Here is a 25,951-nt window from a genome sequence, read left to right as displayed (position 1 = left end):
GGAAATTACTTCCTTCCCCCCTCCGTAGCTGCCGGTACTTTCCGCAGACGAGGAGAGGTCAATGTGGAGCGCCCGGAGCGGGTTTCAAACCCGCGGCCAGCCGGGGGGTTTGAAACCCCGAGGACGAACGACATTGACGTCGACGAGCGGCGGAAGACAATTGCGGCGCTGAGGGGGAGGAAACCAAACTCGCGGTCGAGGGGGGCTTGACAAACACAGAGGCACCCCACCGCGCCATGAAGGACCGCCGATGACACAATCCGCCGCCGGGTCGCAGGACGCCGCCGAACAGACGGTGACAGCGTCCCGAACACGGCAGGTGGTGACGGATTTCGCTGACCAGTTCTACGTTCGGCGTGACGTTGCCGGGGCCTTCAATCGCTTCGTGGCGGAGGGCTACATCCAGCACAACCCGGGAATCGCCGACGGCCGCGATGCTGCCATCGCGGCGCTGGCCGGGACCTGGGCCAACCCCGATCTGCGGATCGCCGTGCGATCCATCCTGGTCGACGGTGACACGGCCGTCCTGCTGATCGACGGGCAGTTCGGCACGAATGTTCGGTTCGGGGTCGTCGACATCTACCGGCTGGCTGGCGACGTCATCGTCGAGCACTGGGATGTCAAGCAGGAGTTTCCCGCGCACATCGTCGGGGACCATCCCTTTTTCAGCTGACGCTCACACCGCCTTCGATCGGTGTGGGCGCGGGCAACCCACGAAGTCAGGTGCCTGGGCGGGCAACCCCGTGTGCACGGCCCTGCTCGGTCATTTTCGGCCTGCCGCCGGTCGTCGTTGGGCGGGCACTTCCATCCATGCCGATGATGTGCCAGTATTCGAAACCATGATTTCCGTTTCAGTTCTGGAGTGGCCAGACTCAGTGCATCACCAAGGACCGGCGGCCAGTAACCCGCACGCGTGACCGAGGTGGATAGCGACCCCCGTTTCGACGACGACGTCAGGAAAGGCTCGGCCAGCTCATGACCAAATCCCCCCGCACCGCGATCCGCAGTGCGATCGCCGCCACCGCAATCGCTGCGGCACTGGTGCTCAGTGCGTGCTCCTCAGGCGGCGACAGTGCATCCAGCTCCACCCCGTCCGCAGGAGCAAGCGGCTCCGCGGCCGCCTCCGGCGACCCCGGCGAGGCCGTGACGATCACCCTGGGTACCCAAACCGCGCAGGGCGGCGAAGGCCCATACCGACCCGTCATCGCGGCGTTCGAGAAGGAAAACCCGAACATCACCGTCAACCTGGTGGAGACCCCCACCGACTCCTACGCACAGGTACTCCGCACCCAGCTGCAGGCCGGCAACGCACCCGACGTGTTCTACGGCCAACCGGGAGCCGGCAATCCCAACGCGATCCTGCCCTCCGGCGAGGCCGGCTACGCGGCCGACCTGTCCAGCTACTCCTGGGCCACCGACGCGATCCCGGCCAATTCTGAAACGCTCTTCACCGTCGACGGCAAAACCTACGGAATCCCGGTCGACCTGGCCCCCGTCTCGATGATCGCCAACCTCACCGCCTATAAGGAACTCGGCATCGAGCCGGCCACCACCCGCGACGAGGCCTACGAACAGTGCGCCACAGCCAAGGCCGCCGGCAAGAGCCTGTACATGATCGCCGGCGCCGGACCGCCCAACCTGGGGCTGTTCGCCAGCCAGATCGCCGCCAGCCTGGTGTACGGCGCCGACCCCGACTGGAACACCAAGCGCGCCAACGGTGAAGTCACCTTCGTCGATTCGCCGGAATGGAAAGCGACACTGCAGCAGGTGATCGACTATAAGGACAAGGGTTGCTTTCCGGACGGGGTTGAGGGCGCCGGGTTCCCCGAGCTGACCAACGCCATCACCTCCGGAACCTCGCTCGGCATCTTCGCTCCGTCCGGTGCTGTCGTCGATTCCAAGGCCGCCGCACCGACGCAGGAGTTCGGCGCCTACGTGCTGCCGGCCGCCACCGTCGCCGATACCCGGGCGATCCTGTCGACCACCAACGGCCTGGCCGTCAACGCCGCCAGCCCGAACCAGGACGCTGCCCTGAAACTGCTGGAATTCTTCTCCAAGCCGACCACCCAGGACCTGTTCGCCAAGTCCAGCGGCAACGTTTCGCTGGCAGCGACCCCCAGCACCGGAGTTCCGGCCGACCTCGCCGGACTGGGTGACTACCTCACGGACCCGGCCAAGAACGTCCCGCTGGCGAACCTGTTCTGGCCCAACGGCGGCATCTACGACGCCCTCGGCACCGGTGTGCAGGGTCTGCTGACCGGCCAGGCCACGCCCGAGGTTGTTCTCGAAGCCATGGACGCCGCGTGGGACCAGACGTCCTGACCGGCCGCTCACACCGACACCGTCCACCACATGACAACGGCGAAAAAGACGACGACGACACCAATGGGAGCCCGGTTATGAGTACGACGTCAGCGAAGACGGGGCCGGTGAGCGCAGCCGAGCCCGGGGAGACCGGCGGCGGCGCCACATCCCGGCGGCTGCCGAACCGGGATTCCCGGTACGCGTCGTGGTGGTGGGCGGTGCCCGCTGTCGCGCTGGTCATCGCCATCCACTACGCAGCGATCGCCGCCGGATCGATTTACGCGTTCACCGATTACAAGGGAGCAGGCCGGTTCAATTTCATCGGCCTGGACAACTTCGCCAAGATCTTCAGTGGCGGCGCGTCGATGAAGGCGCTGATCAACACCCTGATCATCGCCTTTGTCTTCCTATTCGCCACCAATGGGATCGGGCTGGCCTTCGCCCTCGCCCTCAACCGGACGCTCCGTTCGCGGCACTTCCTGCGGGTGATCCTTTTCGCCCCGGTGGTGCTGAGCCCGCTCGCGGTGTCCTACATCTGGAAGTTCATTTTCCAGCAGAAGGGTCCGCTGAACGAGTTCCTGGCTTCCATCGGGTTGGAGTCGTGGCAGCAGACGTGGCTGGGGGATCCCCAGGTGGTGTTGTTCTCGATCCTGCTCGTTATGGTGTGGCAGAACGTCGGGCTCACCATGGTGATCTTCCTGGCCGGCCTGGCCAATGTCCCGCCAGAGATGGAAGAGGCGGCGGCTCTGGACGGCGCGGGAGTGTGGAAGCGGTTCACCTCGGTCACTCTGCCGATTCTGCGGCCCACCATCGTGGTGGCCTCCACGCTCATCCTGATCCAGGGTCTGCGGGTCTTCGACCAGGTGCAGGCGCTCACCGGCGGTGGCCCTTATGGGGCATCGGAAACCCTCGCGACCCAGGTCTACAAAGAGACCTTCGTCAACGGCCGCTACGGATACGGCGCAGCACTGTCGCTGGTGATGACCGTTCTCATCCTGTTCTTCGCCCTACTGCAGATGGGTCTGCTTCGCGGAAAGAAGGACGACTGACATGTTCCGGTACACCAAGGGAACCTTTGCCCGCGAAGTGGCCATGCTGCTCGTGGCACTCATCATGATGCTGCCGTTCTACATCCTTTTCAATACAGCCTTCAAGAACACCGAGGAGGCGCTGTCAAGTTCCGCACTTGCCCTTCCGACAAGCCCAACACTGCAGGGCTTCTCCGAATCACTGGCAACCACAGGATCACGCAGCCTGATCGTGGGCGCGCTCAACAGCCTAATCATCACCGTGGGATCCGTTGTGCTGCTGATCATCATTGGATCGTTGGCGGCCTTCGTGATCATCCGGCGGCCCGGGAAGATCAGCAAGACCCTGCTGGCCCTGTTTCTGCTGGCGATCATCCTGCCGGCCCAGCTCGGACTCATCCCGGTGTATATCGGGATGAGGAGTCTCGGACTGGTCGGAACGCACGTCGGGATGATCATCATGTACACGGGTTTGCTGATGCCGCTGTCGGTGTTTCTCTACACGGGATTTGTTCGTACCCTGCCCCGGGACTACGAGGAGGCCGCGCAGATCGACGGCGCCTCCCCGTTCGCGACCTTCCGCAGGATTGTTTTCCCGCTGCTGGGGCCGGCCACCGGGACCGTCGCGATTCTGACGTCGTTGATCATTTGGAACGACTTCTTCACGTCTCTGGTGTTCCTGTCCGGATCAAAGGCTGTCACTCTGCCGGTCGTTGTCTACAGCTTCGTCGGTGAATTGGTCTCGAAGTGGAATGTCATCTTCGCGGCTGTCATTCTCTCGATGATTCCGTTCCTGATGTTCTATCTATTTGCGCAGAAGAAGTTCATTCAGGGTTTCGCTGGCGGCATCAAGAGCTGATCGCCGGTCCCGCACACCGTGTTCGCCTGGCACATCAGAGGAGCTGTGTCCCACCCATGAACATTCTCTCTGCCGATTTGAATCTGCTGGTGGCGTTGGACGCGTTGCTGCAGGAACGCAATGTCACCAGGGCCGGCGCACGCATCGGCGTCAGCCAGTCCGCGATGAGTTCTGCACTCGGCCGGCTCCGGCGGCAGTTCGATGACGAATTGTTGACCAGGGTCGGTACCCGGTATGAGTTGACCCCGTTGGCGCAGGTGCTGACCGACCGGGTGGCCGAGGTACTGCGGCTCATCGAAAAAACACTGAGTGCGCAACCGACCTTCGACCCGATGACCTCGACCCGCGAATTCAGGGTGGTCGGTTCCGATTACGCGCTCAGCCTGCTGACGCCGTACCTCATGTCGATGCTGCAACGACAGGCCCCGCAGGTGAAACTTCGGCTGGAATCGGTTCGACCCATTGCTGTGGACAGCCCTGAGGAGCTGCTCCGCACCGTCGATCTTCTCCTCATCCCGCGGGGTCACGTCTCCGGGCTGCCGGTCAAGGACTTGTTCCGCGACCGCTGGGTCTGTGTCACCGGCGCCGACAACCCCCGTGCCGAGCACCCCTACACGCTCGACGACATCGGCAGTCTGCGGTGGGCGCGGGCGTTCGCCCCGGTGAGCGCCACCCTGGCCGACCGCCAGATCGACGACATCGTCGACTTCGGCCAGCACACGGACGTCGTTGTCGACACCTTCTCGATGCTCCCGCTCGCGGTGTCAGGTACCACCCTGTACGCCATGGTGCAGGAGCGGATGGTACGAGAGTGCCTGTCCCGCTTCCGGTTAAGGACCGTTGAGCTGCCCGTCGAGTTCGCCCCGCTGGTCGAGGCGGCCTGGTGGCATCCGTCCCGGCAGCTCGACCCGGGACATCAGTGGTTCCGGGCGCTGGTCCGGCAGGCGTCGTCACTGCTGGAAGACATCGACCCAGGTTCCGTAAACAGTCCATCCATCGACGAGATCACCGAGCACATGCAGGAGCCGTCCCATGACTGAGACAACAGTGACAGCAGCCGATCCGGTCAACCAGGCCGGCGATCCGGCCTGGTTCCGGTATGTGCTCGGGCAATACCCCACAGGTGTCACTCTCATCACCGCGAAGCATCCCGACGGCAGCCTCCTGGGCATGGTGGTCGGCACCTTCTCCTCGGTATCACTGGACCCGCCGCTGGTGGCCTTCATGCCGGACGTCAGGTCCTCGACTTGGCCGAAGATCAGAGAAGCCGGCTCGTTCTGCGCGAACATCCTCACCTCCGCACAACAGGACGTCTGCCGGGCGTTCGCCCGCAAGGAAGAGCACCGGTTCAGCGCCTCGACGTGGTCGGACACCGTCTCCGGCAGCCCGCGCCTGGACGGCGCGGCGGCCTGGGTGGATTGCACCATCGACGATGTGCACAGGGCCGGCGATCATGACATCGTCATCGGCCGGGTCACCTCGTTGGGTGTCGGCGACGCCGACGGCCTGCCCTTGTTGTTTCTGCGTGGCGGATACGGGTCCTTCTCCATCCCGTCCATCGAGTCCCTGAACAACTTCCTGCCCCGGCAGGTTCGCGCCGTTGACGCTGCCCGGCCCGACATCGAGTCGCTGACGACGGATCTGGACCTCGAGTGCCTGGTCAGCGTCGCGGTGGAGGACACCGTCGTCGTGGTCAGCGCTGCCGGTGTCGCCGCATCGCCACATGGGGCGCCCAGCCGTGTCGGAATCTCCTTCCAGCTGGCTGCGCCGCTGGCTCCGCTGCATGTTGCCTGGGCGGGACCGGAGGCTGAGCGGCGCTGGCTCGGGCAGACCCGCAGCATCTTGGGATCAGTGGCGGAAGACGCAGCCCTGGCCGAACTGGCCACCGTCCGGCGCTTTGGTTACTCGGTGTCGACGGGCACCGAGGCAGCGGCGGAGTTCGAGCGCACGGTGCACGTCACCAGCGACTCGGCAGCTCCGGATCTGTCGGGTGTGTTGCCGTCGCTGCTGGCGCGTGCCGGTGCCGGCCCGGCGGACCTGGACCAGCCTGCGGAGGTCACCTCACTGCACGCTCCGGTGTTCGGGCCCGATGGGCAGGTCGCCCTGTCCCTGACCCTCAACGGGTTCTCGGGTCACGATTCCTCCGAGCGGCTGCGGGAATGCCTGGATCGGCTGCTGCTGACTGCGCAGCGAATCACCGAAAAGCTCGGCGGGTCCGCGCCCGCGAACTGAATGTCGTTGATCAACCTGCATCTGAACCCAAGGAGTTGACGTCATGCATTTCTCCACGTTCCTGACCACCCGTTCCACCGGACCGGCCGATGACCGACCCGTCATGCAGGCCATGATCGAACACGCGAAGGTCGCCGAGCAGGGCGGCTTCGATGCGGTGTTCCTGCCCGATCACCACTTCACCGGCTACGCCCCGCCGGCCAGTGACCCGTTCATGTTCGCCTCCTACCTGGCAGGGCAACTTCCCCGTCTGCACTACGGCTTCTCGGTGCAGACCATCGCGTTGCACCACCCGGTACGGTTCGCCGAGCGGCTGGCGATGCTGGACCAGCTCACCGACGGCAAGATCCTGGTGGGTATCGGCAGTGGCACCACCCCGGAGGAGATGATCGGCTTCGGGGTCACTTTCGCCGACTCGAAGACGCTGTCCAACGACAACATGGAGATCGCCGAACGGCTCTGGGCCAAAAAGCCCGGTGACCCGCCCGTGGAGTTTGACAACGGCCAGTACAAAGGCGCTGTCGTGTCCCGGATCGTCCCCGCGCCCTACACGCTGCCAGAGCCCCGGACCATGTCCGTCGCGGCCAGACCGTCCAGCGTTGAGCGGGCCGCGCGCAAGGCGCAACCGGCGTTCATCCTGGCATTCGACCCACCAAGGATCGACACCGGTGACGCCATCGGCTATGTCACAAAGAACTTCACCGCCTACCGAGAGGCCCTGGAATCCCAGGGACACAGCCAGGAGAAGATCGACGCGGCGCTCGAGTGGACCACACACTCCTACCAGCACGTCGTTGTTGCCGATACGGATGAGCAAGCCGAGCAGGACTTGGATCTGATGCTGGAGGAGTACCAGCGCACCGTCGAACGGGAATACGTCGCCAACAAGGCCGCCGAGGCCATCCTGGGCATCGACCTGCGCGCCGCCCCGGATGCCCGGACCCAGGGTTACAAGGACACCTGGTGCCTGGCCGGCAGCCCGGACACGGTGATCGGTCATCTGCGGGAGTTCAAGGACCTGGGCATCGGCAACGTCCTGGGGGCCTTCATGGGTGGCCCGCTCACCCAGGAGCGGCGCCGGGTCACCGACAAGACCATGAACCTGTTCAGCGAGAAGGTCATTCCGGCACTGCGGTAACCGGCTGCGCGTTTCACTTCCCGGTACCGGACATCACAAAGAAATGAGAACCATGACTAAGTCACCGCTTTCCGTGACCGACGAGACCCTCGACCGGGCCGCTGCCCGGCTGACCGGCGGGTTGAACGGGTGGAGCACCACGGCGGCACCCGAGTTGGGTGTCGAAGCGGTGGTGATGGTCGACGGGCCGCTGGGCCTGGTCAGCCGGGGGTTGGACGAGCGGGACACGTCCTCCCTGCTGCCGTCCGGCACCGCCTTGGCCGCGACCTGGGACCTGCAGGTGGTCGAGGACGTGGGGCTGCTGATGGGCGCGGAGGCAGTGGAACGGGCGGTGGACGTCGTCCTCGCACCCAACGTCAACATCCCGAGGACACCGCTGTCCGGCAGGGCTTTTGAGATGTACTCCGAGGATCCGTGGCTGTCCGGGTTGCTGGCTACGGCCTGGAGTGCGGGTCTGCACCAGCAGGGTATCGGCGTGTGCGTCAAGCACTTGGTGGGGAACGACACCGAGACCGAACGTCGGTTCATGAACGCGCAGATCGGGCCGGTCGCCCTCCGTGAGGTTTACCTGCGGCCGTTCGAGATGCTCGTCGAGGCCGGTGTGGAAATGATCCTGATGGCCTATAACCGGGTGAATGGTGCGCACTGCGCCGAAAGTGCTGAACTGATCGACATCATCAAGAACGAGTGGGGATTCGATGGCGTCCTGGTGTCCGACTGGTTCGGCGTCGTCGACACCATTGCCTCCGCGACAGCCGGTCTGGATCTGGAAATGCCGGGACCCGCACGGTTCTTCGGGGAGCGACTGGTCGATGCGGTTAACAATGGCGACGTCAGCGCCGAGCGTTTGGCCGACATGACACGGCGGTTGCTGCTCTTGGCCGAACGCACCGGACGGCGCAGCGGTGCCAGCCGTCCGGCCAAGGGGGCGATAGCTGTCGATCGCGATGCGGTGCTGGAACGTGCGGCGGCTGCCTCGTTCACCTTGTTGGAGAACCGCGGCCAGGTATTGCCTCTGGACCCGGCCGCGTTGTCCCGCATTGCGGTGATCGGTGTCAACGCCACGAGCCCCTGCCTGCAGGGTGGAACGTTCGCCCGGGTGAACCCCATCGGTCCGGTCATCTCACCCCTTGATTCCCTGCGCGACCGGCTGGGGTCGACGGTGCAGGTCGACTACGCCCAGGGTGTGGTGGCGCCGGCGCCGTTCACCCTGCCTGAGCTCGGCGGCACAACTCCGGACGGCACTCCCGGTTCGCTGTTGGAGACTTTCGCACCTGACGGCGATGCGGCCGCGTTCGGCGAGGTTCGGCAGTCGTCGTCGTTTGTCTGGTTCGGCCCGGTGCCCGGGGTCGGAACAGCGCCTGACGCCCGGATTCGGGTAACAACGGTGCTGACCCCTGTCGAAACCGGTGAGTGGGTCTTCGGCGTCGGCGGCACCGGCGACGCGACGCTACGGATCGACGACGAATTGGTGATCAGCTCGGCTGCCCCGCCCGCACACGACGTGATGGGTGCGGTGGCAAGGGCGGAGGTCACCCAGCAACGCGTTCAGCTGGTCGCCGGCAAACCGGTGACGGTGGTGGTGGAGAGTCAACTCGGCGGCGCGCACGTCAGGGCCGTCACCGCGACCGCACTGCCTCCGCAACCGCAGCACGTGCTGCAGGAAGCGCTGGAGTTGGCCGCAGCCGCGGACGCCGTCATCCTGGTGGTCGGCGATCATCAGGGATCGTCACGGGAGAGCGCTGATCGGGACACCATGGCACTGAGCGAGTACCAGGTCGAACTCATCGAGCGCGTCACGGAAGCAAACGCCCGAACGGTGGTCGTCGTCAATGCGTCCCGGGCGGTGCACATGCCGTGGGCCGATCGCGCTGCCGCCGTGCTGCTGACCTGGTTTCCCGGCGAGCAACTCTCCGCCGCCCTGACGTCGGTGCTGTTCGGCGACCGGGAACCGAAAGGCCGGCTGCCGATCACCATTCCGATGCGGGACGAGGACATTCCCGGCTGGGGAGTCGGTTTGGGACCGGACAAGACGCTGAACTACGACGCGAGCGAACCCACCGGGTATCGGCACGCCCGGCGCGACGGTATCGCCCCCCGGTACCCCTTCGGGTTCGGTTTGGGCTACACGGATTTCGAGCTGATCGATGCCCAGGTGACGGAAGCCGGGGCCGGCCACCCTGTCACCGTCACCGCCACGGAGCGCAACACCGGGGGCCGCGCGGGCCGCGACGTGATTCAGGCCTACGTCCAGGCGCCAGGCGAGATCGACTGCCGCCTTGCGGGTTACGGCGCGATCGAGATGGCCGGTGGCGAAACAGGGACCACGACCTTCACCTTGGACGCGCAGGCGTTCCGCCGGTGGGACGAAGCCGCCGGAAACTGGACCATTCCGCAGGGCCTCCACCAGGTGCTGATCGGCCGGTCCAGCGTCGACCTGCCCGTGATCATCGCGGTCCAGCGATGATCAAATCCGAGGCGCCGGTGTTGCGGGAACCGAAGCAGGAGCGGAGCCGGCGCAGCTTCGAACGGGTACAGGACGCGGCGTTGGCTCTGCTGGTCGAGCGTGGTCCTGACTCGTTCACCCTCGCCGAGGTCTGCACCCGCGCGGATGCCTCGATGGGTGCCATCTACAACCGGGTCAACGGTAAGGACGACTTGATCCGGCTCATCCACGAGCGTGAGATGGCGCGGGTGGACAGTGACACCGAAAAGGCATTGCGGGCCACGGACGTGGAGAGCGGGCGGCTCCGTGATGTCGTTGCCGAGTTGATCAACAGGGTCACGGTTCTGCTGCGCCGCGACGCAGACGTCCTGCGGCCCTTCATGTTGCTGGCCGCCACCGACCAGCAGATCTCCGTACGCGGACGCCAATCGGCCGTGCTGATGCGAGCGCAGTTCGTCGAGTTGCTGTCGCAGCGCCGCGACGAGATTCGTCATCCCGACCCGGTGACGGCGATCGAGTGGTGTTTCACCATCGTTTATAGCGTTGTTGCCCGTCGGCTGGGGTTGGGCAGCACCATGGAGGGCGCCGACGACGCCGGCGACTGGGACGACATCGTGCCCAACCTGGTCGACACTGTCACCGCCTACCTGTCCCTGGCTCGCTGAACCCGGGATAATACCAAGCCGGTTGACCCGCTCACAACGGAGCGGGTCAACCGGCTTTGGCATGTCACCGCAATCAGCGCGCCGGTCGCGGCGTCGCGTTGTGACCCGGGCGGGCTGAGACGGGCAGCAGCGCAGCGATCAGCCAGCCGCCGCGACCGACCGGATGTACTCCAGCGACTCGACGGTCGGCTTGGTGGGGAAGTATTCCAGACCGATCGGTCCGTCATATCCGGCGGCCTTCAGGGTATTCAGCGCGGCGGGCCAATCGATGCTGCCGGTTCCCGGCTCGCCGCGGCCGACGACGTCGGCGAATTGGACGTAGCTGATCAGCGAGCCGGCGTTGGCCAGTTCGGTGGCCGGATCCTCGCCCTCGGTGACCGAGTGGTAGAGGTCGTAGAGGATCTTGAAGCTGTCGTCATTGACGGCCTCGGCGACCAGGACCGCGTCGGCGGTGCGGTCGACGAGCGTCCCTGGATGGTCGACCCGGGTGTTGACCGGTTCCAGGACGAGGGTGACGCCGGATCCACGGGTACGTTCGACGGCCAGGCCGAACGCGTCGATCAGCTTCGGCAGATTCTGGGCGCGCTTCATGCCGGGGAAGCCGATGCCGGAGCCCACGACGATGCGGGAGGACCCCAGCAGGCGGGCGTTGTCCACGCCGCGGGCGATGCCATCCAGGAACGGGGTGCGATCGGTCTCCCAGGGCAGGGTGAAGTTGGTGCGGGGTTCGGCCAGCACAGAGGTGAGGGTGACACCGGTACCACGCAGGGCCTTACCCAGTGCGTCCAGGTCCTTCTCGAAGGTGCCCCAGATTTCGACGGCGTCGAACCCGGCCGCCGCTGCAGCGTGCACCCGGTCCGCATAGTCCGGGCCGGCCTCGGTGAACAGCAATTCGATGTTGGCAGATAGTTGATACACGGTGAAGCCTTTCGGTGTTTGTTAAAGCTCAGAGAGTTCGAGAGTCTTGCTGTCCCGGCCCCCGCCGGGGACCGGCATGTACGAAATGCGTAGCCGTTGTGCGACGGAGATATCGTGCGAGCCGGGTGCAAGGCCGCCCGGTTGAGCGACACGCAGGGTGGCGATTTCGCCCATCTCCCAGCGGTCGTCGAACACCGTGGCCAGATCGGTGACGGCATAGGAGTTGCCGTGCACCGTCAAGGTCATTGACTCGGCGGGAACGGGTTTTCCGTCGACGATGAGGTCGATGGCTTCGACCATCGACAGGCCCAGTCCGCGGTAGTAGGGCAACCGGATGCCGAGTTCGTAGCCGCTCACAGAAGTTTCAGGTGTGCCGTTGTCCGTTGTGAAATTTCGGAAACCCTCGGGAACGATGATGTATTTGTCGAACATGTCAATCTTCCTCAGGTCTTCGCGGTGTCGGCGTCGCTGTCGGTTCCGAGCAGGCGCTGGAACATCGCGTGTTGCCGGCGGACCTGTTCCAGGCTGTCGACTTCGAAGGCGTCCTGGATGTGCCGGTTGCCCTCGTACTCGCTGGACAGGTAGCCGGAGTAGCCGCCTTCGATGAGCACCGGGATTATCTTGTCGTAGGGGATGGAGTACTCGACGCCCTCGTCGGTCATCTCGTAGAACTTGGCCTGGATGTGGTGGATGTAGGGCATGTGTTCAAGCATGTTTCTGGGGTCGTTCCAGGTGTAGTGCGTTGCCTGCCTGGCCATTCCGGTCTCGATCGGTCCGCCGCCCATGTAGTAGACGGTGTCCATCAGGCCGTGCACGTCTCCGTGTGCGTCATAGGTTGCGACGATCAGGTCGAGCAGGTCCTCGCGTCCGCCCTGCCGTCGGGCGTGGTCGGTGACGACGCGGGGGAAGCGCTCGACGTAGGTGCCCATGTCGGGCATGAACCCGAGGGCGGGGGACTGTAAACGGTGCATGACCTCGAGGTGTCGCAGGATCCAGGGGTGCTTGTAGTGGAACGGGGCGTGGACCTCCAGCAGCAGCCGCAGTCCCAGTTGCTCGGCGCGCGGGGCGGCGCCCTCCATCACCTCTGGCGGGGTGTTGATGATGGCGCGGATCTCGGTGACCCCCAGCCGGTGTGCGATCTCGAGATCGCGGTCCACCGACTCCACCTGCTCGTCTACCGTCAGCCAACGGTCGGGGTACTTCTTGGTGTCGATGAACAGGTCGCTGGCCACCGGGGTGGTGCCGTACTTGTCCATCCAGCCGTGCCACTGCCGGTAGAAGTCATCGGTGATGTGCGGGTACCCGCGCATCATCTGTTCCGGGATGATCTCGATGCCCAGGGCGCCGAACGCGGCCGATTCCCTGATGCAGTCCTCGATGCCGAGCTGACCGAGGAAGTACTCCTCCTGGTAGGAGTAGAAGCTGACGCCGCGTTTGATCGCGTGCACTGCCACGTTGGAATGCTCCTTGCGGTGGGGCCGCCAGTAGCGGCCACGGTGCTGCGTCGCCGAACAACGACGCCCGAGGGAGCGGGCTCCCTCTGGTCGGCATGCGGACACGCCGACTGAATTCGGCGACTCTATCGGGACGCGCCTGACCGGAGAAACACCGATCGGTGATGGTTGACCATGGGTGTTTCTGATGGTGTCCGATCTGGTTCCCCCCTCGCGGGAGTCATACGCTGATCGGGCTTTCACACCGTCCGCCGGCGAGTCGGGATCGGCCCGGTGAACCGGGAGCCGTTGCAGCCCACCGATTGGTGGCCCAGCAGAATTGATGATGGACATGCAAACAGACGACGTCGACGTCGTGATCGTCGGTAGCGGCCCCTGCGGCAGCGCCTACGCGCGGGAGCTCCACGAACTGGCCCCGGCCGCTCGGTTGCTGGTGGTCGAGGTGGGTCCGCAGATCACCGACCCCGCCGGTAGCCACGTCAAGAACATCGCCGATGACACCCTTCGTCAGCAGGCGCAACTGGCATCGCAGGGGCCGGCGCCGTCCCAGGTGGTGAACGGCAGGCAGCCCGTCCCGGGCAGGGCCGGCACCTTCCTGGTGGACGGCCACCCGGATCCGGCGGGCGGCGACGGAATGCCGGCAGCGGCGATGTCGTCCAACGTCGGCGGTATGGGCGCGCACTGGACGTGTGCCTGCCCGCGGCCGGGCGGCACCGAACGCATCGAGTTCCTCCCCGAGGCGATCATGGACGGCGCCCTGAACCGGGCCGAGGAACTGCTCGGCGTGAGCCGGGACGCCTTTGACCATGCCCCGTTTTCCTCGGTGGTCCGTGACCGCCTCGGCGCCGAGTTCAACAACGAGAGACCACGGGACCGGCGGGTGCAGCCGATGCCGTTGGCGGTCCGCGTCGAGGGCGGTCGGGTGCACTGGTCGGGCGCCGACGTCGTCCTGGGCGACACCCTGACCGCGGCGACCGTCGAACTGCTGACCACCACGCTGTGTCGTCGCGTCCTCGTCGATGAGCACGGCAGGGCGCAGGGCGTCGAGCTGGAGGATCTGCAGACCGGACGGATCCGGCGCGTTGCGGCTCGCTGGGTGGTGGTCGCGGCAGATGCCCTCCGGACCCCACAACTGTTGTGGGCCTCCGGTATTCGGCCGGCCGCGTTAGGGCGCTACCTCAACGATCAACCGCAGGTCATCGCGGCGGTGCGGCTGGATGACGAGGTCGTAGCGGGCCATGAAGCAGAAGCCAGGACGACCGGCAGCGGCTCGACCGGCGCGGCCCAGCACAGCGGGGTGAGCTGGGTGCCCTTCGACGAAGATCACCCGTTCCACGGCCAGGTCATGCAACTGGACGCCTCGCCCATCCCGCTGACCACCGATACGCCCATCGCGCCGGGATCTATCGTCGGACTCGGCTGGTTCTGCCGCAAGGATGTCCGCGCAGAGGATGCCGTCACCTTCGACGACACCGCCACCGACGCCTACGGCATGCCTGCCATGCGCATTCACTACGGCCTGACTGACAACGACCGGGCTGCGATCCAGGGGGCCGTCGACGCGATCCGCCGTGCCACCAAGGCGCTGGGTACGCCGCTGGATGAGAACCCGATCGTGCTGCCGGCCGGTACGTCCCTGCACTATCAGGGGTCCACCAGGATGGGTCTCGCCGACGACGGCACCTGCGTGTGCGACACGAACAGTCAGGTCTGGGGACACCCCGGGCTGATAATCGCCGGCAACGGAGTAATTCCTACCTCCACCGCCTGCAATCCCACCTTGACGTCGGTCGCCCTCGCTGTCCTGGGTGCTCGGAAGATCGCCGAGCAACTGGCCGACGCCGACAACAGAGCCTGACGTGTCCAATTCAGAATGTGGAGGTCCCCAATGATCGTTGACATCACCGACAGCGGGGTAACTCTCACCGATCCCGAGGATTGTCGACGCTTCCACGCACGCGTCCCCGTGGGAGTGGCGGATGGCGCCGTGGACGCGGTGCTTGCCCACACGGGCGCCGGTCGTCGCGTCGGCACTGACCAGGTAGCAGTGAACGTGGCATGGCTGAGGGCCGCGGCACACGGGGTGGACGGGACCTGGGAACGGTCTTTCCAGCAGATGCTGGATTTTGCCGGTAGTAAGGGCTGGCTCACCGATGATGGAGGCGCCGTCCTGGCCCACATCAAACGCGGATCACCAACGTCCTGATCCGAAGACCACCAGAACCAGCTGGCCCTGTTACCCCGGCCACACTGACCGCCCATTTTCGAGACGAACTGTGCGACAATAGCTGTGACGATGGGGCCGACTTCGGCCCGTCGGTCGGGTCCTGAAGTCCCGCTCCGCGCCTACCGCCGCCGTCATTGTGCGAACACCGCACATCGGCCCGCGGAGGCATCGTGAATTCTGACGTTCTTGGACCCAGCGCGTCCGCACCCGGCGTGCAGACCACCGACCGTGCCGCAGCAAAGCAGCTGCGGTGGATCTTCGTCTGCCTGTTGCTGGTGACCTTCCTTGCGGCGTTGGACCAGATCATCGTCGCCACCGCGCTGCCCACCATCGTCGGCGAACTCGGTGGGCTGGAGCACATGTCATGGGTGGTCATCGCCTACACCTTGGCGATGGCGGTCGCGATGCCGGTCTACGGCAAACTCGGCGATGTCTTCGGTCGCAAACGGCTCTTCGTGGCCGCCATCACCCTGTTCCTGATCGGCAGCGCGCTGTGCGGATTTTCGCAGAACCTGTGGCAGTTGATCGGGTTTCGTGCTCTGCAGGGCCTTGGTGGGGCAGGGCTGCTGGTCGGCGGACAGGCGATCGTCGCCGACGTGGTGCCGCCCCGGGACCGCGGCAAATTCCTGGGCCCGATCGGCTCTGTTTTCGGGCTGGCCACCGTCATCAGCCCGCTGATCGGCGGTGCGCTGACCGACGCCGCCAGCTGGCGGTGGATCTTCTGGCTGAACCTTCCACTGGGAGCCATCGCGCTCGGCATCGCCGTGCTGGCGTTGCACCTGCCCCGGCGGCGCCGTGAAACGCCCCTGGACATCTGGGGCATCGCTGTCCTCACCGTCACGACATCGTGCATCGTCCTGGTCTTCGCCTGGGGCGGCACGGAGTACGCCTGGACCTCCACCACCATGGTCGTCCTAATCGCCGCCGCCTTCATCGGCTCCGCCGTGTTCGCACTCGTCGAGCGGCGTGCGGTCGATCCCCTGATACCGCTGTCCATGATGGCCAATCGCACGGTCTTGATTGCGATCGGGCTCAGCCTGGTCATCGGTGCCGGATTGTTCGGGGTGATCAGCTACATCCCGTCCTACGCCCAAATGGTGTACGCCACCGGAGCAACCGCCGCCGGGATGCTGCTGCTGCCACTCACCGCCGGGATCATGTTGACCAACATCTCGGCCGGCATACTGATCAGCCGCTACGGGCGGTACAAGATCTTCCCGATCGTCGGAACGATCGTTGCCGCCGGCGCCATGCTCTTGCTGGCGACAATGACAGCCACCACTCCCATCTGGCTGCTGGCGGTGTACCTGACCGTGCTGGGGATGGGTGTCGGGATGTTCATGCAGGTCGCCATGGTGGCCGTGCAGAGCGCCGTGCCGGCGGCATCCGTCGGGACGGCAACCTCCACCGTCACCTTCTTCCGGGAGATCGGTGTGACCATCGGGGCAGCTGTAATCGGCGGCGCCTTCGGGAGCAGACTGGCCGGGCGATTGCCCGCGGCGCTGCCCGATGGACTGGACATAGCACACCTGACACCGGAGGTCGCCGAGACGCTGCCCGCCGACCTTCGGGACAGCGTGTCGCTGGCCTATATCGACGCACTGGTGCCATTGTTCCTCTGGATTGCCCCGTTGTTCGCCGCCGGACTGCTGCTGGCGTTGATCCTGCCAGAACACGAACTGAGCAGGGTCAAGCCGGGCCACGGATCCGCAACTTGATCCTGATCCCCGCGTCGCAAGCAACGATGCGGCGACTGGAGTGCACCAGCATCGGCCGTCACACGGATGGTGTTAGTCCCAGACGCTATGACGGCAAGTGGTCTGAGGCCGCTCAGCTAAATCACCAGATGACGTCGGCGGGCCGGATTCAGGTGTCCGGTCGACCACGATCACAGGGCATCCATCTGGTGAATACCAGTGCATCAGCAATGTCTGCTTCTCTGCCGACCCCGCGTCCGCGATCGTAGACAGGTCGTTCAAGGAGGACCCGACACATGAGTAGCACCTTCCCGCTGGATCCCGACAATCCGGAGGCATCGATCGCGGCTGCCGCAAAGCGGTGTTCGAACTGGGGCCGCTGGGGGATCGACGATGTTCTGGGCACCCTGAACTACCTTGACGACGCCAAACGGGCTCAGGGCGCTGCCCTGATTCGCCGAGGTGTGAGCTTTTCCCTGGCTCAATCGTTCGACATGAACGGACCACAGAAGGGGTGGCGGCGCCGGACGAACCCGGTGCACACCATGCTGGACACCGGCACCGACGCCGAGCGCGGCAACCAGGGTTTCCCGCACGGTATCGGCGGCGCCGACGACGTGATCTTCATGCCGCTGCAGGCCTCTACCCAGTGGGATGGTCTGGGGCACATCTTCGACCACGGAAACGCCTGGAACGGTCGCCGCGCTGGTGATGTCGTCACCAGCGATGGTGACCTGGTGACCGGTATCCAAACCGCCGCCGGCCGGATGAGCGGTCGCGGTGTCCTGCTGGACGTCGGCCGAGCCTTCGGGCCGGGCGGCGAACTGCCCGACGGGTTCGCCATCACCGCCGAACACCTGGAAGCAACCAGTACCGCCCAGGGGCCGAGCGCAACGGTCGGCCGCGGCGACCTGGTGTTGGTCCGCACCGGGAGGCTGGCTCGCGCCCGCCGGGACGGTTGGGGCGATTACGCCGGTGGTGCATCACCAGGCTTGTCGTTCACCACCGCGGATTGGTTGCACGGCAGGGAGATCGCTGGGATCGCGACCGACACCTGGGGTTTCGAGGTCCGGCCGAACGAATTCGAGAACGCGTTCCAGCCGCTGCACCAGGTCGCGATCCCGCATATCGGGCTGTTCATCGGGGAGATGTGGGACCTGGACGCGCTCGCCGAGGACTGTGCCACGGACGGCATCTATGAGTTTTGGCTGTCCGCCGAACCGCTTCCGGTGACGGGGGCTGTCGGCTCACCGGTCGCCCCCGTCGCTGTCAAGTGATCCGACGCCAACACCACGCCCTTCCTGGAACCAGGCACCAAGGTTCCTTTCCGAACACACAGATATTCAAGGAGGCCTTTGATGAATGCACCTATGATCACCCACCTGCGGCACGTCGACCTGGCCGTGCCGGACTTCGCCAAGCAGTTGGACTTCTACACCAACACCTGGGGGCTGACCAGCGAGCACACCGACTCCGGCCTGGCGTTCCTGGCCGCTGAGGGCTCTCCGGAGAACTACATCGTCCGGTTGCGGCAGGCAGGCGACAAGCGGATCGACCTCATCTCGTTTGGAGTCGCCTCCCCGGCGGACGCTGACGCACTGGCCGCCACCCTGGCCATTGCGGGGGTCCAATTGGTCAGCGAACCGGGCGTGATCGACACCCCGGGCGGAGGTTACGGGTTCCGGTTCTTCGACAACGAGGGCCGCACCGTCGAGGTCAGCGCCGACGTCGCGATCCGCCGGCATCGGACCATCGAGGCCGGCGAGTCGATCCCGGTCCGGCTGTCCCACGTGGTGATCAACTCGCCGCGGCCGGACGAAACCCGCGTTTTCTACGAGAAGCATTTGGGGTTCCGGTTGTCCGACACCCTGATGCACCCGCGAATGGGCGAAATGATGTGGTTCATGCGGATCAATTCGTGGCACCACAGCCTGGCCATCGCCCGCGGCCCGCACCCGTCGCTGCACCACGCCTCGTTCGAGATGCGCGACATCGACTCCTACATGCGTGGTACCGGCCGGTTGCTTCGCGCCGGGGTGGAGAAGATCTGGGGGCCGGGACGACATATGGCTGGCAACAACACCTTCAGCTATTTCATCGACCCGCACGGCAACACCATTGAATACACGACCGAGCTGGAGCTGGTCGACGAGGATTCCTGGCACCCGCATCTGTACGACTTCACCAAGCCGGAGGTGTCGGACCAGTGGGGCACCGCGAACCAGATGAACGAGTTCGTCGCCTCCCGCTCGTTCAACGACGTTGACAAGGGCCTGTTCGTGGCCCCACCGGTCTGAGCCGGAGCGTAAGGCCATGCGATTCGCCACGTTTGAATACGACGGTGCCGTCTACGCCGGTGTCGTCAGCGGCGGCCCGTCCGGGCACCGGTTGCATAAACTGCCAGTCGGCTCGACGATCCTGGACCTTGTCCGCGCCGGGCTGTCAGCCGCCCTGAGCATCGGGCGGGAGGCTTCGGCCACGCCCGGCATTCCGGTCGAGCGGGTACGGCTGTTGCCGCCACTGAACCCGCCCACCGTCAGGGACTTCGTGGCGTTTGAAGAGCATGTCGAGGGTGTGGTCGCCTCCGTCGGCGACGGTGCTGGGGTGGTCCCGGAGTGGTATCAGGCGCCGACGTTCTACTTCACCAACCCGTACGCGCTAATCGGCGCCCATGACGAGGTTCGGATCCCCTCCGGCAGTGACCTTTTCGACTTCGAGTTGGAGGTCGCTGCGGTGGTCGGCCGGGACGGCCGATCACTGCAACCGGACGAGGTGGACATCTTCGGGTACACGATCATGAACGACTGGTCCGCCCGGGACCTGCAGCGCCGGGAGATGAGGGTCAACCTCGGACCCGCCAAGGGCAAGGACTTCGCCAGCACCCTCGGTCCGTGGTTGGTCACCGCCGACGAACTGGATCCCTACCGCGATCCGGATGGGTTTCTGGCCCTGGAGATGTCGGTGTCGGTCAACGGCAGCCTCGTTGGTAACGACCTGCTGTCGAACATGGGCTGGCCGTTCGAGGAACTCGTCGCCTACGCCTCCCGCGGCGCGCAGGTCCGTGCCGGTGATGTGCTCGGGTCAGGCACGTGCGGCAACGGCGGGTGCCTTGCCGAACTGTGGGGCCGGCGTGGCGCGCTCGACCCCGAGCCGCTGAAGCCCGGCGACGAGGTCGAGATGACCGTTGAGGGCATCGGCACCATCCGCAACACCGTGACCGCCGGGATCGATCTCCCACCCGTGCAGCCTGCCCGCACCCGAACCCGATCCCGGACCCGTCGCGCACCCGTACCCAGTTAATGCGTTCGCCCGTGTCGACCGTGTCAGCCGCGACGCCTGTCGCGAATTGAAAGGACAGTACTGTGTTCGAATTCTTTCCGGGCAACTACGTCTGGAACCTCGGCGTAGTCGCGGCACTCAACAGCGGAGGCCTGATCGACGAGGTCGACCGCGCCTGCCGCCCGATCCGCGAGGCCGCCGCGAAGGGTTCCGATGCCGGCACCGGGGACTTTCTGCGAGCCTGGACAGCGTTGACCGACCAACTCGTCGCGCAGGCGGAAGAGGCCGAGAAGGCTGGTCACCGTCGCACGGCCGGTCAGCTGTACTTCAGGGCCACCAATTACCTCGCCCAGTCCGAGCGAATGCTGTCCAAGTCCGACCCCAATCGGGTGCCCACTTATCGGCGAATCCTGGAGCTGGCACAGAAGTCCTTCGACCTGCGTGACCCGCGGGTCAGCCGGGTCGAGATCCCCTACCAAGATGGCACGGTGGGGACTTCCCTCCCTGCCTACTTCAGTGCGGCGCCGGCTACTGAGGATGGACCGGCCCCGGTGATGATCATGTTCAACGGGTTGGACTCCACCAAGGAGCACATGTACAACTCCGAGCACTGGGCCGAGCTGGCCGCCCGGGGCATCTCCACCCTGATGGTCGACCCACCCGGCTCCGGAGAGGCACTTCGGCTGCAGGGGTTGACATCTCGGGTGGATTCAGAGGCCTGGGCGACCGCGTGCGTGGACTATCTGGTCACCCGGGACGACGTCGACCCCACCCGGATCGGACTGGTCGGCTGGTCCCTCGGTGGCTACTACGCACCCCGCGCCGCCGCATTCGAGAAGCGATTGGCACTGGTCGTCGCCTGGGGCGCGAACCACAACTGGGGTGCGGTACAACGCCGCAGGCTAGAGCGCGAGGGGGAGCGGCCCGTCCCGCACTACTGGGAACACGTGCTGTGGGTCTGGGGATTCGCTGACGACACCGACTTGAACGAATTCGCCGACTTCGCCGACCAGGTCCACCTCGACGGTGTCGCGGAGCAGATCGACATCCCGTTCCTGATCTGTCACGGGGAGAACGACCGGCAGATCCCGCTGGAATACGCGCACCGCTCCTACGATCAGGCCACCAGCAGCCCGAAACGGGAACTGCGGATCTTCACCCCCGACGAAGGCGGCACCGAACACATCGGCCTGGACCACCTGCCGCACGTGTCCACCTTCATCGCCGACTGGGTCGCCGACACGATCACCGAGATGCCGCGTCAACGCTGACTTCAGCGGCAGATGACGCAACGGCCGCGACGGCGATGTGCTGCCCTGACCCTTCACCTCAGACCGACTGACCAGCACCGTACAAATGCGGGGCGCTCGGCTGGTTGTGACAGCTTTCGAAACCCACTGACCTACGACTGCAATTGTGGAGGTTGTCGTGCCCGCCCCGAACGTCCTGAAGACCCGTGTCGGCATTGTCGGCGGTGGTCCAGCGGGCCTCATGTTGTCGCACCTGCTGGCCAAAGTCGGCATCGACTCCATTGTGGTCGAAAAGCGGGACCACGAGACCATCCGAACCACCCACCGGGCCGGCATCCTCGAGCACGGCAGCGTGTCCATGCTCGTCGACTCAGGGGTCTCCGACCGTGTGCTGACCGCGGGATACCGGCACGAGGGCATCGACCTGCGGTTCGCCGGGGAGAGCCATCGGATCGACTTCGCCGACCTGGTCGGTGAGGCGGTGTGGCTGTACCCGCAGAACGAGGTGTTCGTCGATCTGGCGGCCGCCAGGGAACGTGACGGCGGTCAGGTCCACTTCTCGGTGTCGGATACCCGGGTATGGGACCAGACGACCAGCACCCCGAAAATCTCCTTCATCGACGTCGACGGCCGGGCCATCGAGATCCACTGCGAGCTCCTCGTCGGAGCGGACGGGTCGCAGGGTATCTGCAAACGGTCCATCCCGCAGGAACACCGCGTCGACAACTTCGTTGAGTACCCCTTCGCCTGGTTCGGCATCCTGTGCCAGGCTCCGCCCAGCGCCGAGGAACTCATTTACTGCAACTCCGACCACGGGTTCGCATTGATCAGCCAGCGGGACGAGCGCATCCAACGCATGTACTTCCAGTGCGATCCCGACGAGGACACCACGGCGTGGACGGAGGAAATGATCTGGTCGGAGCTGCAACGAAGGGTGGACGGACCGGACGGGTTCCAACTGCAACGCGGGCACATTTTCGACAAGACGGTCCTGCGGTTCCGCAGCTACGTGTGCGAGCCGCTGCGGTACGGCAACCTGTTCCTGGCCGGCGACGCCGGGCACACCGTCCCACCGACCGGCGCCAAGGGCCTCAACCTGGCCTTGGCCGATGTGCGGGTGTTGTTCGAAGGCGTCGACTCGTACTATTCCACCGGATCGAAGGACCTCCTGAATGCCTACAGCGACCGCGCGCTGCAACGGATCTGGAAAGCGCAGAATTTTTCCTACTGGATGACCAGCATGCTGCACACCCGCACCGACGCCAGCGAGTTCGACCGCAAACGGCAGCTCGGCGAACTGGCCGGAGTCGTCAACTCGCGGCACGGCTCCGCATATCTGGCCGAGGCCTACACCGGTTGGCCGGCCACCTGATCAGCGTCAGACCGCTTGCAGACATCAGTAGGAAGGGGACGACCATGACCGCGGTTGATCGGGTCTTGATTATCGGTGCCGGGTTGGCGGGGTGCGCAGCCGCGATTCGACTGGCCGAGGCAGGGGTGTCGGTTGAGCTCATCGACGTCAAGCCGGACGTCGCCGCGGTGGGATCTGGAATCACCCTGCAGGGCAACGCCTTGCGGGCACTGAACCGCCTGGGTGTTTGGGACACCGTGCAGCGCAAAGGCTACGCGTTCAACACGCTCGGCCTGCGAGCGCCGGACGCGAACGGCACACTGCTGGTCGAACTCGACGACGTCCGCACCGGCGGCCCCGATCTTCCCGCCACCGCGGGCATGTACCGGCCCGACCTGGCCCGCATCCTGATCGACCGTGCCGTCGATGTGGGCGCAAAGGTCCGCTTCGGCGTGGCCGGCACGAGATTGACCCAATACGACGCCGATGTTGAGGTAACGTTCTCCGACGGCACCGCCAGCAGCTATGACCTGGTCATCGGTGCGGACGGCGTCCGGTCATGGACACGACAGGCCATCGGAATCGAACTGGAAACCCAGCCCACCGGCATGGGGATCTGGCGGATCTTCGCACCCCGCCCGGCCGGGGTGACCCGCACCGACCTCATCTACGGGGGCCCCAGTTACATCGCCGGATACTGTCCCACCGGCGAGAACACTCTGTACGCGTACATCGTCGAGCCGGCTGTCGACCGATCGGATACGACCCCGGAAGAACGTCTCGATATTGTCCGAGAACTTGCGTCGGCCTACCACGGACCATGGGACGACATCCGAGCCGGCCTCACCGACCCATCGAGAATCAATTACACCAAGTTCGAGACCCATGTTTTGGAAGCCCCCTGGAACCGGCGCCGGGTGGTGGTCATCGGCGACGCAGCGCATGTCTGCCCACCCACTCTTGCCCAGGGCGGCGCCCAAGCACTCGAGGACGCACTGGTGCTGACTGAGCTGCTTGTCGACCGAGACACGATGGACAACACGCTGTGGGAGGCATTCGCTGATCGTCGGCTTCCGCGCGTGAAGACAGTTGTCGACGCGTCCCTGCAACTAGGTCGATGGCTCATAGACTACGAAAAGGGTGACGTTCCAGGGCTGATGGCCCGAGTGGCCCATCTGGTCGGGCAAGAGCCCTGAGCGAGGTGTCAGCCTCAGAAATTCGATCCGAGCAAGGCGCTCGACCAGTCCGGGTAATTTGAGTATCGACTCACTCGCCGACTTGGCGGACTGAAGAATGTGGTGCCGCGGGCAGCGGTCCCTCGCGCAACTCCGCCGCTGGATGTCCCAGGTGCCATCACCGCCGGTACAGGATCGATCGACATGTACTGTCGCGCGCCCCATGACAACGCCTTACTGGGCGGGCCGTGTGCCGTGCGCCGTGGTGCGGTGGCTCCGCGTTCCGAACCTGGTCGTCAACCGGCACGTACAGGCCGGTCGACTGGACAGGTGTTTGTTCACAGGACGTCCAGGACGGTTGGGGGTCCGGTGTTTTCGCGGTTTTGGTAGATGTCGAGGGTGACTGATGGTCGGGCGTGGCCGAGTTGGTCGGCGATTTGGCGGGGGGTGTAGCCGTGTTTGGCGAGTTCGGTGGCGACCATTTTGCGGAAGGATCGTCCGCTGATGCCGGTGTGGCCGAGCCGGTCCAGCTCGGTACGGATCTGGCCGGTGATGTTGCTCGTCCAGTAGGGAGTCTCGACCCGGTCGGTGTTGCGTCGTCGGGTGGCGGGGAAGACGAGTTGGCTGTCGGGTTTGGCCTGGGCTTGGCGGGTGCGGAGCATGTCGGTGACGGCGGGCGCGAGGACAAGGCGGCGGACGCCGGCGCGGGTTTTGGTGTGGGGTTGGCGTTGGCCGACGCCGTTGACGGTGGCGTTGATGAGCACGGTGGCCGGGGTGGTGTCCAGGTCGAGCTGGTCCCAGGTGAGGGCGGTGGCTTCGCTGGTGCGGCAGCCGGTGCCGGCGATGAAGTGGAGCAGGTCGGGCAGGTCGGTGCGGCGGGTGCGGTCGTCGGCGCGGAGGTCGGTGATGATCTGGTCGGCCTGGGTCTTGGTGATGCCGATGGTGCCGCGCCCGCTGGGGGGTGTGGCGCCGCGGTCGATGCGTTGGGACAGCAGCGCGAAGGCGCCGGGCAGGGTGGGGAGTTCGCGCCGTTGGCGACAGCGTAGGCCAGGGCCTGGCGGAGGATGCCGCGGCAGGTCTTGGCGACGGCCGGGGTGAGCGAGGCGAGATACAGGGTGATCAGGCGCGGGGTGAGCTTCTCCAGGCGGATCTGGCCGAGGGTGGTGGCGCCGATCCGGCGGGCCTTGATGCTGCGGGTGATGGCGTGCTGGTAGCGGACGATGGTGCCGGCGGAGCGGGTGCGGGTGGTGATCGGGTCGGTGATCCATTGGTCCAGGACGTGACCCAGGGTGCTGCGGTCCGTGAACGCCAGGGTGTGGCCGGTTTCCTGGGCGATGGCGTCGGCGAGCAGGTCGTGCTGCGGTCCGCGGAGCTTGGTGGCGAGTTCGGTGATGGCGTCTTCGCGGGTGGCGCCGCGGGCCTGGATGCGGCGGCGACCTTGGTCGGTGTTGACGTAGGTTTCCGCGGTCCAGTAGGCGGTGGGCAGGCGTTTGCTGTCCGCCTTCTGCCCAGGCGTGGTGGTGGTGGTGCGCCGTCGACGTGGTTGTCCGGTGGTTTTGTCGATGACCCAGGCGCGGGTGGTGACCCGGCCGTGTTCGCCGGCCTCCAGCGGCGGCCGGCCGCGCCCAGGTCTGGCCACAGGTACCTCTGTGCTCGCCACTTGGCTCTCCGTTTAGTCCGTGAACCCGGGTGATCGGAGACGATCCGTGATGAGTGATATGGCCTCTGATCTGCGGTAATAGTATCAGCGGGAATCAGTGGATGACAGCGTTGAGCCCGTAATCTCAAACCGTCAGGTCGTGGGTTCGAGCCCCACTCGCCCCACTGTTTGTGCTGTATGACTTCGGTTGATGCGTGACATCGGATCGCCAGATGGCCACGGTGAGGATGAGGTTGCCGGCAACCGCCAGGAGCAGGGCGAGGCCGGT

At 65.4% G+C, this 25,951-nt stretch carries 22 protein-coding genes; 18 read left to right on the top strand and 4 right to left on the bottom strand.

What is annotated here, in order from left to right; genetic code table 11:
• Positions 1 to 250 precede the first annotated feature (250 nt).
• The 9 genes from ACVBEQ_RS04005 to ACVBEQ_RS03965 all read left to right on the top strand — a co-directional run bounded on the left by ACVBEQ_RS04005 (position 251) and on the right by ACVBEQ_RS03965 (position 10,672).
• Positions 251 to 673: a nuclear transport factor 2 family protein gene (locus ACVBEQ_RS04005; RefSeq protein ID WP_447152125.1), complete on the top strand. Its 423-nt coding sequence runs from the start codon at positions 251 to 253 to the stop codon at positions 671 to 673.
• A 302-nt stretch (positions 674 to 975) separates the two neighbouring features.
• A complete protein-coding gene (locus tag ACVBEQ_RS04000) occupies positions 976 to 2,322 on the top strand; it encodes an ABC transporter substrate-binding protein (protein ID WP_447152124.1) in 1,347 nt (448 codons plus the stop codon).
• A 77-nt stretch (positions 2,323 to 2,399) separates the two neighbouring features.
• Positions 2,400 to 3,353 carry a carbohydrate ABC transporter permease gene (locus tag ACVBEQ_RS03995; RefSeq protein WP_447152123.1) on the top strand — a complete coding sequence of 318 codons (954 nt, stop codon included), beginning with the start codon at positions 2,400 to 2,402 and terminating at the stop codon, positions 3,351 to 3,353.
• Between the two features lies 1 nt (position 3,354).
• A complete protein-coding gene (locus ACVBEQ_RS03990) occupies positions 3,355 to 4,191 on the top strand; it encodes a carbohydrate ABC transporter permease (protein WP_447152122.1) in 837 nt (278 codons plus the stop codon).
• Between the two features lie 56 nt (positions 4,192 to 4,247).
• Positions 4,248 to 5,231, top strand: a complete 984-nt coding sequence (locus ACVBEQ_RS03985) for a LysR family transcriptional regulator (RefSeq protein WP_447152121.1) — start codon at positions 4,248 to 4,250, stop codon at positions 5,229 to 5,231.
• Positions 5,224 to 6,423 carry a flavin reductase family protein gene (locus tag ACVBEQ_RS03980; RefSeq protein WP_447152120.1) on the top strand — a complete coding sequence of 400 codons (1,200 nt, stop codon included), beginning with the start codon at positions 5,224 to 5,226 and terminating at the stop codon, positions 6,421 to 6,423. Before ACVBEQ_RS03985 ends, ACVBEQ_RS03980 begins: the two co-directional genes overlap by 8 nt.
• A 43-nt stretch (positions 6,424 to 6,466) precedes the next feature.
• Positions 6,467 to 7,561: an LLM class flavin-dependent oxidoreductase gene (locus tag ACVBEQ_RS03975; RefSeq protein ID WP_447152119.1), complete on the top strand. Its 1,095-nt coding sequence runs from the start codon at positions 6,467 to 6,469 to the stop codon at positions 7,559 to 7,561.
• Positions 7,562 to 7,613: 52 nt separating this feature from the next.
• Entirely contained in the window at positions 7,614 to 10,028 is a 2,415-nt protein-coding gene (locus tag ACVBEQ_RS03970; protein ID WP_447152118.1) for a glycoside hydrolase family 3 C-terminal domain-containing protein, read from the top strand.
• A complete protein-coding gene (locus tag ACVBEQ_RS03965; protein ID WP_447152117.1) occupies positions 10,025 to 10,672 on the top strand; it encodes a TetR/AcrR family transcriptional regulator in 648 nt (215 codons plus the stop codon). Before ACVBEQ_RS03970 ends, ACVBEQ_RS03965 begins: the two co-directional genes overlap by 4 nt.
• Positions 10,673 to 10,810: 138 nt before the next feature.
• Here ACVBEQ_RS03965 and ACVBEQ_RS03960 read toward each other — a convergent pair whose 3' ends face one another.
• The 3 genes from ACVBEQ_RS03960 to ACVBEQ_RS03950 are packed head-to-tail and all read right to left on the bottom strand — an operon-like array spanning position 10,811 to position 13,044.
• Entirely contained in the window at positions 10,811 to 11,590 is a 780-nt protein-coding gene (locus ACVBEQ_RS03960; protein WP_447152116.1) for a TIM barrel protein, read from the bottom strand.
• Positions 11,591 to 11,611: 21 nt separating this feature from the next.
• The gene (locus ACVBEQ_RS03955; protein ID WP_447152115.1) at positions 11,612 to 12,022 is read right to left on the bottom strand and encodes a C-glycoside deglycosidase beta subunit domain-containing protein; all 411 of its coding nucleotides are present in this window, start codon (positions 12,020 to 12,022) and stop codon (positions 11,612 to 11,614) included.
• Between the two features lie 11 nt (positions 12,023 to 12,033).
• Entirely contained in the window at positions 12,034 to 13,044 is a 1,011-nt protein-coding gene (locus ACVBEQ_RS03950) for a sugar phosphate isomerase/epimerase family protein (RefSeq protein ID WP_447152114.1), read from the bottom strand.
• 325 nt (positions 13,045 to 13,369) lie between these two features.
• On the opposite strand from ACVBEQ_RS03950, the gene ACVBEQ_RS03945 reads away from it, so the two are divergent.
• The 9 genes from ACVBEQ_RS03945 (at position 13,370) to ACVBEQ_RS03905 (ending at position 24,044) form a co-directional block, all read left to right on the top strand.
• Positions 13,370 to 14,902, top strand: a complete 1,533-nt coding sequence (locus tag ACVBEQ_RS03945; RefSeq protein ID WP_447152113.1) for a GMC oxidoreductase — start codon at positions 13,370 to 13,372, stop codon at positions 14,900 to 14,902.
• Between the two features lie 30 nt (positions 14,903 to 14,932).
• Positions 14,933 to 15,250: a hypothetical protein gene (locus ACVBEQ_RS03940; RefSeq protein ID WP_447152112.1), complete on the top strand. Its 318-nt coding sequence runs from the start codon at positions 14,933 to 14,935 to the stop codon at positions 15,248 to 15,250.
• A 191-nt stretch (positions 15,251 to 15,441) separates the two neighbouring features.
• The gene (locus ACVBEQ_RS03935) at positions 15,442 to 16,989 is read left to right on the top strand and encodes an MDR family MFS transporter (protein WP_447152111.1); all 1,548 of its coding nucleotides are present in this window, start codon (positions 15,442 to 15,444) and stop codon (positions 16,987 to 16,989) included.
• Positions 16,990 to 17,264: 275 nt separating this feature from the next.
• On the top strand, positions 17,265 to 18,245 hold the full coding sequence (locus tag ACVBEQ_RS03930) for a cyclase family protein (protein ID WP_447152110.1): 981 nt from the start codon (positions 17,265 to 17,267) through the stop codon (positions 18,243 to 18,245).
• 81 nt (positions 18,246 to 18,326) lie between these two features.
• On the top strand, positions 18,327 to 19,265 hold the full coding sequence (locus ACVBEQ_RS03925; protein ID WP_447152109.1) for a VOC family protein: 939 nt from the start codon (positions 18,327 to 18,329) through the stop codon (positions 19,263 to 19,265).
• A 16-nt stretch (positions 19,266 to 19,281) separates the two neighbouring features.
• On the top strand, positions 19,282 to 20,268 hold the full coding sequence (locus ACVBEQ_RS03920; protein ID WP_447152108.1) for a fumarylacetoacetate hydrolase family protein: 987 nt from the start codon (positions 19,282 to 19,284) through the stop codon (positions 20,266 to 20,268).
• Positions 20,269 to 20,330: 62 nt separating this feature from the next.
• The gene (locus ACVBEQ_RS03915; RefSeq protein WP_447152107.1) at positions 20,331 to 21,518 is read left to right on the top strand and encodes an alpha/beta hydrolase family protein; all 1,188 of its coding nucleotides are present in this window, start codon (positions 20,331 to 20,333) and stop codon (positions 21,516 to 21,518) included.
• 157 nt (positions 21,519 to 21,675) lie between these two features.
• The gene (locus tag ACVBEQ_RS03910; protein ID WP_447152106.1) at positions 21,676 to 22,869 is read left to right on the top strand and encodes a 4-hydroxybenzoate 3-monooxygenase; all 1,194 of its coding nucleotides are present in this window, start codon (positions 21,676 to 21,678) and stop codon (positions 22,867 to 22,869) included.
• 44 nt (positions 22,870 to 22,913) lie between these two features.
• Complete coding sequence (locus tag ACVBEQ_RS03905; RefSeq protein WP_447152183.1) at positions 22,914 to 24,044, top strand: FAD-dependent monooxygenase; 1,131 nt, start codon at positions 22,914 to 22,916, stop codon at positions 24,042 to 24,044.
• A 317-nt stretch (positions 24,045 to 24,361) separates the two neighbouring features.
• On the opposite strand, the gene ACVBEQ_RS03900 is transcribed toward ACVBEQ_RS03905, so the two are convergent.
• Positions 24,362 to 25,291 carry a tyrosine-type recombinase/integrase gene (locus ACVBEQ_RS03900; protein ID WP_447152105.1) on the bottom strand — a complete coding sequence of 310 codons (930 nt, stop codon included), beginning with the start codon at positions 25,289 to 25,291 and terminating at the stop codon, positions 24,362 to 24,364.
• Positions 25,292 to 25,951 lie beyond the last annotated feature (660 nt).

The sequence above is a fragment of the Nakamurella sp. GG22 genome (genome assembly GCF_052976845.2).
This window is presented reverse-complemented; position numbering and strand designations above follow the sequence as displayed.

What these genes read in the sequence shown, in the direction of transcription:
- ACVBEQ_RS04005 (WP_447152125.1), top strand. Translation starts at nt 251, where the DNA reads ATGACACAATCCGCCGCCGGGTCGCAGGACGCCGCCGAACAGACGGTG.
- ACVBEQ_RS04000 (WP_447152124.1), top strand. Translation starts at nt 976, where the DNA reads ATGACCAAATCCCCCCGCACCGCGATCCGCAGTGCGATCGCCGCCACC.
- ACVBEQ_RS03995 (WP_447152123.1), top strand. Translation starts at nt 2,400, where the DNA reads ATGAGTACGACGTCAGCGAAGACGGGGCCGGTGAGCGCAGCCGAGCCC.
- ACVBEQ_RS03990 (WP_447152122.1), top strand. Translation starts at nt 3,355, where the DNA reads ATGTTCCGGTACACCAAGGGAACCTTTGCCCGCGAAGTGGCCATGCTG.
- ACVBEQ_RS03985 (WP_447152121.1), top strand. Translation starts at nt 4,248, where the DNA reads ATGAACATTCTCTCTGCCGATTTGAATCTGCTGGTGGCGTTGGACGCG.
- ACVBEQ_RS03980 (WP_447152120.1), top strand. Translation starts at nt 5,224, where the DNA reads ATGACTGAGACAACAGTGACAGCAGCCGATCCGGTCAACCAGGCCGGC.
- ACVBEQ_RS03975 (WP_447152119.1), top strand. Translation starts at nt 6,467, where the DNA reads ATGCATTTCTCCACGTTCCTGACCACCCGTTCCACCGGACCGGCCGAT.
- ACVBEQ_RS03970 (WP_447152118.1), top strand. Translation starts at nt 7,614, where the DNA reads ATGACTAAGTCACCGCTTTCCGTGACCGACGAGACCCTCGACCGGGCC.
- ACVBEQ_RS03965 (WP_447152117.1), top strand. Translation starts at nt 10,025, where the DNA reads ATGATCAAATCCGAGGCGCCGGTGTTGCGGGAACCGAAGCAGGAGCGG.
- ACVBEQ_RS03955 (WP_447152115.1), bottom strand. Translation starts at nt 12,022, where the DNA reads ATGTTCGACAAATACATCATCGTTCCCGAGGGTTTCCGAAATTTCACA.
- ACVBEQ_RS03945 (WP_447152113.1), top strand. Translation starts at nt 13,370, where the DNA reads ATGGACATGCAAACAGACGACGTCGACGTCGTGATCGTCGGTAGCGGC.
- ACVBEQ_RS03940 (WP_447152112.1), top strand. Translation starts at nt 14,933, where the DNA reads ATGATCGTTGACATCACCGACAGCGGGGTAACTCTCACCGATCCCGAG.
- ACVBEQ_RS03930 (WP_447152110.1), top strand. Translation starts at nt 17,265, where the DNA reads ATGAGTAGCACCTTCCCGCTGGATCCCGACAATCCGGAGGCATCGATC.
- ACVBEQ_RS03925 (WP_447152109.1), top strand. Translation starts at nt 18,327, where the DNA reads ATGAATGCACCTATGATCACCCACCTGCGGCACGTCGACCTGGCCGTG.
- ACVBEQ_RS03920 (WP_447152108.1), top strand. Translation starts at nt 19,282, where the DNA reads ATGCGATTCGCCACGTTTGAATACGACGGTGCCGTCTACGCCGGTGTC.
- ACVBEQ_RS03905 (WP_447152183.1), top strand. Translation starts at nt 22,914, where the DNA reads ATGACCGCGGTTGATCGGGTCTTGATTATCGGTGCCGGGTTGGCGGGG.
- ACVBEQ_RS03900 (WP_447152105.1), bottom strand. Translation starts at nt 25,291, where the DNA reads ATGGATCACCGACCCGATCACCACCCGCACCCGCTCCGCCGGCACCAT.